Source organism: Cytobacillus sp. T106 (genome assembly GCF_040492155.1).
Classification (GTDB): Bacteria; Bacillota; Bacilli; order Bacillales; family Cytobacillaceae; genus Bacillus_AB; species Bacillus_AB infantis.
Genome location: NZ_JBEUMK010000001.1, coordinates 246,523 through 258,080 on the forward strand (window position 1 = coordinate 246,523; position 11,558 = coordinate 258,080).

Here is an 11,558-nt window from a genome sequence, read left to right on the forward strand (position 1 = left end):
AGGGATTAGGCATGAAGAAGCGGATCGCAGTGCTGCCTGGTGACGGCATCGGAAAAGAAGTGGCAGCAGGGGCAGTTGAAGTGCTGCAGGCTGCAGGAGAACGATTTGGGCATACATTTGAATTCAGCTATGGGAAAATTGGCGGAACAGCAATTGATTCCACCGGGGTGCCGCTGCCGGATGAAACAGTCGAACTCTGTAAAAGCAGTGATGCCATTTTGCTTGGAGCTGTTGGCGGCCCGCGCTGGGAGAAGCTCCATCCAAGCCTCCGGCCGGAACGCGGCCTCCTGAAAATCCGTAAAGATCTGAATCTATATGCAAACCTCCGGCCCACCAGCTATTTTGCGAGTGTGGCAGATTCCTCTCCTTTAAGGAAGGAAGTCATTGAAGGTACCGACTTTTTAATGGTAAGGGAGCTTACGGGCGGACTCTACTTCGGAAAGCCGAGCGAAAGGGCCGGGAATGGCAGTGAAGAAACTGCCGTGGACACTTTATTTTATAAAAAGGAAGAAGTACAGAGGGTGGTTAGGCTGGCCTTTGAACTCGCCCGGGGAAGGGACAGAAAGGTAACGAGCGTGGATAAGGCGAATGTCCTTGAATCAAGCAGGATGTGGAGGGAAACGGCAGAGGAAATTGCAGCCCAATATCCCGATATACAGCTTGAGCATATGCTGGTCGATAATGCAGCCATGCAGATCATTAAAAATCCAAAACAGTTTGATGTGATTGTTACCGAGAATATGTTTGGAGATATTTTAAGTGATGAAGCTTCTGTTCTGACTGGATCCCTCGGCATGCTTCCATCTGCCAGCCTGTCAGAAGGCGGGCCATATCTTTATGAGCCGATCCACGGATCGGCCCCGGACATCGAAGGCAAAGGCATCGCCAACCCGGTTGGAATGATTCTTTCCGCATCCATGATGCTCCGCCTCTCCTTCGGGATGGAAGAAGAAGCTGCTGCAATCGAGAAGGCAGTCAGTGATGTACTCGAATCAGGCATTCGCACAGCTGATCTGGCTTCAGGAGGGAAGGCAGCTTCTACCAAGGTGATGACCGAGGAAATTAAAGCTGCTCTGCTGGATAATGAAGCCATTCTGCAGATAATGGGGGCATATGCCTGACAGATTCAGGATATCACGGCTGGTTTTCCAGCCGTGTACTTATTTATAAAAGATTCCGGGAGAAGGACCCGGAAAAGATGGAGGGAGAAAAATAGATGGGCAAATCAATTGTAGAGAAAATTTGGGACCGGCATATCGTCCATACAGAAACAGACAAGCCTGATCTGCTTTATATCGATTTGCATTTAGTGCATGAAGTCACATCCCCTCAGGCATTTTCCGGCCTGCGGATGAAAAACAGGAAAGTCAGGCGCCCGGACAAAACCTTCGCTACTATGGATCATAATGTGCCGACAATCAACCGCGGCCATATAGATGATCCAGTCGCCAAAAAACAGATGACCACCCTTGAAAAAAATTGTCGGGAATTTGGTGTGCCGCTTGCAGGAATGGACAGCCCGGATCAGGGCATTGTCCATGTCATCGGCCCTGAACTTGGCCTGACCCGCCCGGGGATGACCATTGTCTGCGGGGACAGCCATACTTCCACCCATGGTGCTTTTGGTTCGCTTGCTTTTGGCATCGGAACAAGTGAAGTGGAGCATGTCCTTGCAACCCAGACATTATGGCAGTCCAGGCCGAAAACACTGAAGCTTCAGATTGATGGCCGGCTTGAAAGCGGGGTTACAGCCAAGGATGTCATCCTGTATATCATCAGCAGGTTTGGCATCGGGTTCGGAACAGGACATGTCATTGAATACTGCGGAGAGGCTGTAAGGTCTATGTCCATGGAAGAGCGGATGACCATATGCAATATGTCGATAGAGGGAGGAGCAAGGGCTGGCCTGGTCAGTCCTGATGAGACCACCTTCTCTTATATAAAGGGGCGGAAATATGCACCGAAAGACAATGAATGGGATACTTCCCTTGCTCATTGGCAGGCCCTCGCATCGGATTCTGATGCGAATTATGACAAAGAAATCACGCTCGATGCCGGGGAGATCCCGCCGATGGTCAGCTGGGGGACCAATCCTTCCATGGCAGCGGGGGTTGATGAAAGGATACCTTCTGAGGCTGATTGCAAGACCGAAACAGAACGGACGTCACTTGAGCGGGCTCTTCGGTATATGGGTCTTTCTGAAGGGCAGGAGATCAGCAATATCAGCATTCAGCATGTGTTCATCGGATCGTGCACAAATTCGCGCATCGAGGACCTTAGGCAGGCTGCAGAGTTTGCGGCCGGCAAAAAAGTCCATCCGGGTGTCAGGGCCCTTGTAGTACCGGGATCACAGGCCGTGAAGGAGCAGGCGGAAAAGGAAGGGCTTCACCATATTTTTATTGAATCCGGCTTTGAATGGCGGGAATCAGGCTGCAGTATGTGCCTCAGCATGAATAATGATATCGTGCCTCCGGGCGAGCATTGCGCATCAACCTCAAACCGCAATTTCGAGGGGCGGCAGGGATCAGGTGCGAGGACCCATCTTGTCAGCCCGCTTATGGCAGCAGCTGCTGCTGTGAATGGAAAATTTGTTGATGTCCGGAAAACATTGATGGAAGAATCAATTACAGTGTAGGAGGAGATAGAATGGGCGGTTTCAAAAAGCTGTCAGGCAAAGCAGCTGCGCTGGACAGGGTTAATGTAGATACTGATCAGATCATACCGAAGCAATTTTTAAAAAGAATCGAGAAAACCGGATTTGGGAAATACCTATTCTATGACTGGCGCTATAAAGATGGACAGCTTGATCCTGCATTTGAATTGAATAAGCCTGAAAACAGCGGTGCGGAAATTCTGATTGCAAATGAAAACTTCGGCTGCGGCTCTTCAAGAGAACATGCCCCTTGGGCTCTGCAGGACTTCGGATTTAAAGCGGTAATTGCCCCTTCCTTCGCTGACATCTTCCATCAGAACTGCCTGAAAAATGGTCTGCTGCCCATCCGTCTGAGCCAGGGGGAGACAGAACAGCTCCTGCTGAAAGCAGCAGAAGCCGAGCTGTTTTTGACAGTTGATCTTGAAACACAAACTGTCTATAGTGAGGATGGGTTCTCAGCAAGCTTTCCGATCCAGCCTTATTGGAAGACAATGCTTCTTAATGGGTGGGATGAAATTGAAATAACGCTTCAGCTTGAGAAGGAAATAGAGGCGTATGAAAAAACAAGCTAGATCCACTCTCATGTGGATCTTCTTTTTTGTGTGCCGGGCATGTTCATCAACTAGGCGGTGCAAGTCCGCTATGGGCGTTGGGATATGCGAACCATTAGCTGAAGGCAAGGGTGTCCATGGCGACGTGGAATCTGAAGGAAGCCCTAGGCAAATCCTCGGTCTGAGGTACACGAATCACATTTGAGGTGGACTGTTTCAGGACGAGTTTGCAAAACAAAACAAAGTCCAAAATATCCCCGGATGGAACAGACATAAATGTGGCAGATATATGAGGAGAAAGTGGATGAACTTACCCCGGGAGGTCTCTTAGAAACCTCCGGAAGGAGAACCTGCTTAGTGATAAGCAGCTGAACTAAGAGAAGTCAGCAGAAGCCATAGTATCAACGATTTGTTGAGAAGGGCGGAACGAAAGGAGCTACCATGTTAGAGAACTTTACAAAAGAACGATGACACAGCCAACAAATCTGGTTTAAGGCAGAAAGCTCGGAAAGCTGGAAACCTTAAACTAGCGTGGAGTTACTTTTGTGCAATCTCAAGAGCATGGAAACAATATGGAATGTAACCAAACATTAATTGACCGTATCGTTGATACTGAAAACCTTGACCTTGCTTTTAAAAAGGTTAAACGAAACAAAGGAGCAGCAGGTGTCGATGAGAAAGATATAGAAGCTACTCGCCTATATTTGAGGGAAAATGGACAAGAGATTATTCAACTGATACGAGAAGGAAAATAAAAACCTCAGCCAGTTAGAAGGGTTGAGATACCAAAAGCTAATGGTGGAAAACGACAACTTGGGATTCCTACTGTGACGGACCGAGTGATTCAGCAAGCCATGGTTCAAAGGTTAACACCTATATTTGAAAGGCAGTTCAGCCACTTTAGTTATGGTTTTCGACCGAATTAAGAGTGCACATCAAGCCATTGAACAGGCAAGACAATACATCGAAGAAGGCTACAACTTCGTTGTAGATATGGATCTAGAGAAATTCTTTGACCGAGTCCAGCATGATAAGCTCATGTCTCTGATAGCCAAGACCATCTCTGATAAACCGACACTTAAGCTTATCCGAAGATTTCTTCAAGCCGGGGTTATGGTGAACGGTGTGGTTATTACCAACAGAGAGGGGACTCCGCAAGGAGGTCCCTTAAGCCCTCTTCTCAGCAATATTATCCTTAATGAATTAGATAAGGAGCTGGAGAAAAGAGGACATAAATTTGTACGCTACGCAGATGACTGCAATATCTATGTTAAGAGCATTAAAGCTGGAGAGAGAGTTAAACAAGGAGTTACAGAATTTCTAGAGAGAAAATTAAAGCTAAAGGTCAACGAGGAGAAAAGTGCGGTGGGAAAGCCGAGTGCACGGACATTCTTAGGAGTGAGTTTCTATAGAACGAAAACCAGGGTGTACGTGCCAAAGAAATCAAAACAAAGGCTTGAAACCAAACTACTGAAGCTGACAAACCGTAACTGGGGAGTAAGTATGACTTACAGAATCCTTAAAATTAATCAACTCATCCAGGGGTGGGGGAACTATTTTAAAGTTGGGGATATAAAATCATACGCAGAGGATATCGATAAACATACCCGTCGTAGACTGAGAGCGTGCCTGTGGAAACAATGGAAAAAGATAAAGACCAAGTACCAAAACCTTAGGAAATTAGGTATCTCAAGAGAAAATGCACGGAAAAGCGCCAACACCCGAAAGGGTTATTGGCGCAACTCCCGAAACCCTGTAATTAATGCCGCCTTGAGCAATAAGTATTGGCGACAGCTAGGTTTAAAATCGTTACAAGTAATCATTTCATAAAACTTTCGAGGCGCCGTATACCGAACGGTACGTACGGTGCTGTGAGAGGTCGGCACGGTGACGTGCCTCCTACTCGATTACTGTGGAAGTTAATCTATTCCCCCTTTCAAGGCTCTCTTCTTTGAATTTCTTTTTTCTTTCCATGCATGCTATACTATCTTCAATATTAACAGGGAAGGCGGTTTTTTCATGACTAAGCGGAACCAGAACGACAGCAGCAATATCATCCCCTTTCCCGGTCTGGAAAAACGTTTGCTTGAGAAAGGGCTTGAGAGCCTCCAGGGAAAGAAGTTTTCAGATGCAATCCAGCTGTTTGAGGACGCCAAAGAGCTTGACCCGGAGAGCAGTGATATACATATAGGGCTTGTCCTGGCCTATTTTGAGGCCGGAGCGCTGAAAAAGGCCAAAAATCTAGCCAAATCCATGCTTCAGGAGGGGATCGGAGATTATTTTGAAATCGTAGATCTTTATCTGATGATCATGGTCCAGCTCCATGAATATGGGGAAATAGCCGCCACTATCGAAGCCCTTCTCCAGGAAAGGGAGATCCCTAAGGATAAGCTGGAGCATTTCGCAAAAATGCTGCACTTCAGCAGGCGTATGGCGGAGGGAAGCCCTGATCCTGCTGCAGAAGAACAGCTCCGCGAAGAATACAGGGATAAGGAATTGAACCTCCTGTCCTATCAAGATCCCAAAGAGCAGGTCCTGCTGCTGGCAAAGCTTGCAAACATCAACATCAGGCCATATCTTGAAGAGCTGAAGTCTTACCTGATTTCAGAGGAAGGGCATCCTTTCCTGAAAACAATGATTATCAATATACTGAAAGAGCAGGAATATGATAAGCCTGTGACTGTAAAAAAGCTCGGGATGAATGAAGAGTTCATCCCATCGGCACTTCATGACGTCCATGATCATAAGCAGCTGAGGGCAATTGAAGCAGCGGTTAAAGATAAACTTGAACACGAAGATCCGGTCCTGCTGGAAAATATCATCGCTTTGCTCCAGAGGCAGTTCTTCCTGTTGTACCCGTTCAAGCTGCAGCCTGATCAGCCTGACCTTTGGGCAGCTGCATATCATCTTGTCGGATGCTCATTTTACGGCATGGATGGAGATCCGGGGGATATGGCCGGCCAATATGGGGTGGAAGAAGATACTCTTGAGGCATCCAGGATTTTTATAGGGAAGATAGAAGAAATTTCTTATCCCAATATTTGAGTATCTCTGTTGAAACAAAGATAACGTATGTTATAATATAGTGGCTGTTATGTGTAAAAATAGTTATTTTACATATCAAAAAGATGAATATGCTATGATATTTAGGCAATATTCATACAAAGTCCGCAAAAATGGTAATGACAATAGATTGTTGGAGGGAATTATAGTATGTCTGCTAAGTTTGAAAAGCTAGAAGGGAACCAAGGGGTTCTCACAATTGAAGTAGATGCAGAGAAAGTCAAAGAAGGTCTGGACGCTGCATTCAAAAAAGTTGTTGCACAAGTAAACGTGCCAGGATTCCGTAAAGGGAAAATGCCGCGCGGGATGTTCGAAAAACGCTTTGGCGTTGAATCTCTATACCAGGACGCAATTGACTTCCTTCTTCCTGAAGCATATGCAAGTGCAATTGATGAGACAGGGATCGAGCCTGTTGACCGCCCTGAAATCGATGTAGAGCAAATTGAAAAAGGCAAGAGCCTTATTTTCAAGGCAACAGTTACAGTTAAGCCTGAAGTTAAGCTTGGCGAATACAAAGGCCTTGAAGTAGAAAAGCTTGAAACAGAAGTAACTGAAGAAGATGTAAACAATGAAATCACTTCCCTTCAGGAGCGCCAGGCTGAATTGGTCGTTAAAGAAGAAGGCAAAGCTGAAAACGGCGATACAGTTGTCATGGACTTCGAAGGTTTTGTTGACGGCGAAGCATTCGAAGGCGGAAAAGCTGAGAACTATTCACTAGAGCTTGGTTCAGGCCAGTTCATCCCTGGTTTCGAAGAACAGCTTGAAGGAACAGCTGCTGGCGAATCCAAGGATGTTGAAGTGACTTTCCCTGAGGAATACCATGCTGCTGAGCTTGCCGGCAAGAAGGCAGTATTCAAGGTGACTGTTCACGAAATCAAAGGCAAAGAGCTTCCTGAGCTTGATGACGAGTTTGCAAAAGATGTTGACGAAGAGGTTGAAACTCTTGATGCCCTTAAGGAAAAAATCAGGACTCGCCTTGAAGAAAGCAAGAAGCAGGAATCTGAAAACAACCTTCGCGACACTGTAGTCGAAAAAGCTGCTGATAATGCTGAAATCGACCTGCCTGCAGTAATGATCGACAATGAAGTCGACAGAATGATGCAGGAATTCGAACAGCGCCTTCAAATGCAGGGTATGAACCTTGAGCTTTACTTCCAGTTCTCAGGCCAGGACGAAAGTGCCCTGCGCGAGCAGATGAAAGAAGAAGGCGAAAAGCGTGTACGCATCAACCTGACTCTTGAAGAGATCGCAAAAGCAGAGAACATTGAAGTAACAGACGAAGAGGTTACTGCCGAGCTTGATAAAATGGCTGAAATGTACAACATGACTGCCGATGCAATCAAGCAGGCGCTTGGAAGCCTCGACAGCGTGAAAGCAGACCTTAAAGTGAAAAAAGCTGTTGACTTCCTTATCGAAAACAGCAAAACTGCTTAATAGCCAAAAATAAATGTTTGTAATAGCAGCAATGGCTGCAAAAACTTTTTTAATAAAACAAGGCGCGATTTGATCGTGCCTTGTTTTATACAATAAAAAGCAGCATATAGTATATTAAGGCTTAAAACGGACAGGAAAAATTCTATACATAACCGCCGTAATTAAATATCCCTTAATCGGGATTTAACTCTCTGTTTTATGGATAAGCTTATTGGGTACATAGTTTTAAATGCGGATCAGCAGACAGATCATGATAAAAATGAAACATACTTTTCTAAGAGTTATCATTTCCTGTCCAGTTGTTAAATGTGTTACAATGCAATACATAACTGTTAAAGTTTTCTCCTGTGTGAACTGTTCCCAACCAATCGATTGACAAATAGCAATCAAAAGGACATAAAGGCACAGGGGCTGTTTTGGGATTTTCCCAGCCGTTATTCCATAAGCTGAAAAAGCTGAATAGTAAAAATTGTTTGCAGTGATCCGCAAGCTTTATATAAGGCACAGAAGTAATTCAAGGGGTGAAGGCATTGTTTAAATTTAATGATGAAAAAGGGCAATTAAAGTGTTCCTTCTGTGGGAAAACACAGGATCAAGTACGTAAATTAGTTGCCGGACCAGGTGTATATATATGTGACGAATGCATCGAGCTCTGCACGGAAATCGTGGAAGAGGAGCTTGGCACAGAGGAAGAAGTGGAATTCAAGGATGTGCCAAAGCCGGCAGAAATCCGCGATATTCTTGACGAGTATGTAATCGGCCAGGAACAGGCAAAGAAATCTCTGTCAGTGGCTGTTTATAACCACTATAAGAGAATCAATTCAAACAGCAAGATCGATGATGTTGAGCTTTCAAAAAGTAATATCAGCATGATCGGGCCGACAGGAAGCGGTAAAACCCTCCTTGCCCAGACGCTTGCCCGTATTCTCAACGTTCCATTTGCAATTGCTGATGCTACATCACTTACGGAAGCTGGCTATGTTGGGGAAGATGTGGAAAATATTCTCCTGAAATTGATCCAGGCTGCAGACTATGATGTGGAAAAGGCAGAAAAAGGCATTATCTATATCGATGAAATCGATAAGGTGGCGCGTAAATCTGAGAACCCGTCCATAACAAGGGATGTATCAGGTGAGGGTGTGCAGCAGGCATTGCTTAAGATTTTGGAAGGAACTGTAGCAAGTGTTCCTCCACAGGGCGGAAGAAAGCATCCGCACCAGGAATTTATCCAAATTGATACAACTAATATCCTGTTCATCTGCGGGGGTGCATTTGACGGCATCGAGCAGATCATTAAGCGCCGTCTTGGCCAGAAAGTGATCGGATTCGGTTCTGAACAGAAGCAGCAGGAGCTTGACCAGAAGGAATTGCTTTCAAAAGTTCTTCCTGAAGACCTGCTGAAATTCGGTCTGATCCCTGAATTCATCGGACGTCTTCCGGTCATTGCCAGCCTTACTCAGCTGGATGAGGAAGCTCTTATTGAAATTCTGACAAAGCCGAAAAATGCTCTTGTTAAGCAGTATCAGAAAATGCTTGAGCTTGATGATGTTGAGCTAGAATTCGAAGAAGGTGCCCTGCATGAGATTGCGAAGAAAGCAATCGAGCGAAAAACAGGCGCCCGCGGACTCCGTTCAATCATTGAAGGCATTATGCTGGATGTTATGTTCGATCTTCCGTCCCGTGATGATATTTCTAAATGCATCATCACAAAAGAGACAGTTACAGATAACAGCGTGCCAAAGCTTGTGCTGAATGATGGTACGGTTGTGGAAGAAGAGCGTAAAACTTCTGCCTGATAACAGAATAAATAAAGCCAGGCCGGGGTTTTCTCTGCCTGGCTTTTTTGTATTCACTGCTGCACGTTAAGATTCTGTTCAAGTCTTTGCTCAGGAAGTTTTTTACAGTGTATTCTTGTTTATTCCAACCTGTACAAGGAGATACTACCAAGTATCAGCTTGAACAAAAGTGCAGGAGGGATACTATGAGTTGGACCGGGATAGCTTTATTCATCCAGCTGTTTTTCGGAATCATTATCGGGCTTTATTTCTGGAATCTGCTAAAGAGCCAGAGGACTCAAAAGGTGTCGATCGACCGGGAGTCAAAAAAAGAAATGGACCAGCTGAAAAAAATGCGTTCCATCAGGCTGACTGAACCGCTTTCGGAAAGAGTGCGTCCGGCAAGCTTCGAAGATATCGTCGGTCAGGCAGATGGAATTAAGTCATTAAAAGCGGCACTCTGCGGACCAAATCCTCAGCATGTCATCATCTATGGGCCGCCTGGAGTCGGTAAAACCGCTGCGGCAAGGCTGGTGCTGGAAGAAGCAAAGAAGCAGGACAAGTCTCCATTTCGGAAATCTTCTGTTTTCGTTGAGCTTGATGCGACAACAGCCCGCTTTGATGAAAGGGGGATAGCAGATCCGCTGATCGGTTCTGTCCATGATCCCATCTATCAAGGTGCAGGGGCTATGGGACAGGCAGGCATTCCGCAGCCAAAGCAGGGAGCAGTCACCAATGCGCATGGGGGAGTGCTGTTCATAGATGAAATTGGCGAATTGCATCCGATTCAAATGAATAAGCTGCTTAAAGTTTTAGAGGATCGCAAGGTCTTTTTGGAAAGTGCTTATTATAATGAAGAAAATACACAAATTCCTCAGCATATCCATGATATTTTTAAGAACGGGCTTCCTGCAGATTTCAGGCTTGTGGGAGCGACGACAAGGACTCCGAGTGAGATTCCGCCGGCAATCAGATCACGCTGCATGGAAGTATTTTTTAAAGAGCTCACAGAAGATGAAGTGGAAACGATCAGCAGCAAGGCGGCGGATAAGGTCAAAATGCCAATCAGCGGAAAAAGCTTAAAGACACTGGCCTCATACGCACGAAACGGTCGTGAAGCGGTAAATCTTGTGCAGATATCTGCAGGGGTTGCCATTACCGAGGATAGGGATTACATAAAGGATGAGGATATTGAATGGGTCATTAACTCAAGCCAGCTCTCTCCAAGGATGGAAAGAAAGATCAGTGAAGAATCGGCAGTCGGGCTTGTAAACGGACTTGCTGTATATGGGCCAAACACAGGTGCCCTGCTGGAAATAGAAGTGACGGTCATGCCTGCAAAGGAAAAAGGTTCTATCAATATCACCGGGATTGTTGAAGAGGAAAGCATCGGGGACCGCGGAAAATCAATACGCAGGAAAAGTATGGCAAAGGGTTCAATTGAAAATGTTTTGACCGTTTTAAAAACAATGGGAGTGCCTGCTGAAGATTATGATATCCATGTGAATTTCCCAGGCGGTGTGCCAATTGACGGTCCTTCTGCTGGGATTGCTATGGCTACCGGAATTTATTCGGCTATATATAAAAGGCCGGTGAACAGGGAAGTGGCCATGACAGGAGAAATCAGCATCCACGGCCATGTTAAGCCGATCGGCGGAGTGTATGCCAAAGTAAAGGCTGCCCAGAAAGCCGGCGCCAGGACTGTTATCATCCCTGAAGAAAATATGCAAAGCATTTTGAAAGAGATAGAGGGAATCGACATCATTCCTGTCAGCCACCTCAGCCAGGTGTTCACTGCAGCCCTGCTGAAGGACTATGCAAGAGACCAGTCCCTCACAGCGTCAATCGAGCTTTCTAAGAAAGAAAGTATCTAAAGGAGCTCCGGTTTGCAGCATATGCTTCAAACCGGAGTTTTATTTTATTCTGACAGGATAAAAGAGAAATAAGCTGTCTAACAGGAATTCATTCGTCATATAATCAATGAAGCAATAAGATAAGGGGGCTGGGCAAGCGCCCTCCGCATTTCTATTAATAGACACCCACAAATAAATAAGTTAGAATTGTACAAAGGCTTGACCTGTG

7 protein-coding genes and 1 pseudogene are annotated in these 11,558 nt (G+C 45.7%); all 8 read left to right on the forward strand.

What is annotated here, in order from left to right:
* Positions 1–11: 11 nt before the first annotated feature.
* Entirely contained in the window at positions 12–1,121 is a 1,110-nt protein-coding gene (leuB, locus tag ABU165_RS01220) for a 3-isopropylmalate dehydrogenase (protein WP_318059597.1), read from the forward strand.
* Between the two features lie 95 nt (positions 1,122–1,216).
* The gene (gene leuC / locus ABU165_RS01225) at positions 1,217–2,635 is read left to right on the forward strand and encodes a 3-isopropylmalate dehydratase large subunit (protein WP_318059596.1); all 1,419 of its coding nucleotides are present in this window, start codon (positions 1,217–1,219) and stop codon (positions 2,633–2,635) included.
* 11 nt (positions 2,636–2,646) lie between these two features.
* Positions 2,647–3,225, forward strand: coding sequence for a 3-isopropylmalate dehydratase small subunit (leuD, locus tag ABU165_RS01230; RefSeq protein WP_148948960.1), 579 nt, complete (start codon positions 2,647–2,649; stop codon positions 3,223–3,225).
* Between the two features lie 551 nt (positions 3,226–3,776).
* Positions 3,777–5,034 (forward strand): annotated as a pseudogene (gene ltrA / locus ABU165_RS01235) (group II intron reverse transcriptase/maturase).
* Between the two features lie 189 nt (positions 5,035–5,223).
* The gene (locus tag ABU165_RS01240) at positions 5,224–6,249 is read left to right on the forward strand and encodes a tetratricopeptide repeat protein (protein ID WP_253618089.1); all 1,026 of its coding nucleotides are present in this window, start codon (positions 5,224–5,226) and stop codon (positions 6,247–6,249) included.
* A 168-nt stretch (positions 6,250–6,417) separates the two neighbouring features.
* Positions 6,418–7,701: a trigger factor gene (tig, locus tag ABU165_RS01245; RefSeq protein ID WP_009796050.1), complete on the forward strand. Its 1,284-nt coding sequence runs from the start codon at positions 6,418–6,420 to the stop codon at positions 7,699–7,701.
* 530 nt (positions 7,702–8,231) lie between these two features.
* Positions 8,232–9,497, forward strand: coding sequence for an ATP-dependent protease ATP-binding subunit ClpX (clpX, locus tag ABU165_RS01250; protein ID WP_022544244.1), 1,266 nt, complete (start codon positions 8,232–8,234; stop codon positions 9,495–9,497).
* Between the two features lie 185 nt (positions 9,498–9,682).
* Positions 9,683–11,350, forward strand: a complete 1,668-nt coding sequence (gene lonB, locus ABU165_RS01255; RefSeq protein ID WP_009796052.1) for an ATP-dependent protease LonB — start codon at positions 9,683–9,685, stop codon at positions 11,348–11,350.
* Positions 11,351–11,558: the final 208 nt, after the last annotated feature.

Bases quoted from the DNA above. Each gene is read 5' to 3' on its own strand.
- ABU165_RS01240 (WP_253618089.1), top strand. From the start codon at position 5,224: ATGACTAAGCGGAACCAGAACGACAGCAGCAATATCATCCCCTTTCCC.
- leuD (WP_148948960.1), top strand. From the start codon at position 2,647: ATGGGCGGTTTCAAAAAGCTGTCAGGCAAAGCAGCTGCGCTGGACAGG.
- lonB (WP_009796052.1), top strand. From the start codon at position 9,683: ATGAGTTGGACCGGGATAGCTTTATTCATCCAGCTGTTTTTCGGAATC.
- leuC (WP_318059596.1), top strand. From the start codon at position 1,217: ATGGGCAAATCAATTGTAGAGAAAATTTGGGACCGGCATATCGTCCAT.
- leuB (WP_318059597.1), top strand. From the start codon at position 12: ATGAAGAAGCGGATCGCAGTGCTGCCTGGTGACGGCATCGGAAAAGAA.
- tig (WP_009796050.1), top strand. From the start codon at position 6,418: ATGTCTGCTAAGTTTGAAAAGCTAGAAGGGAACCAAGGGGTTCTCACA.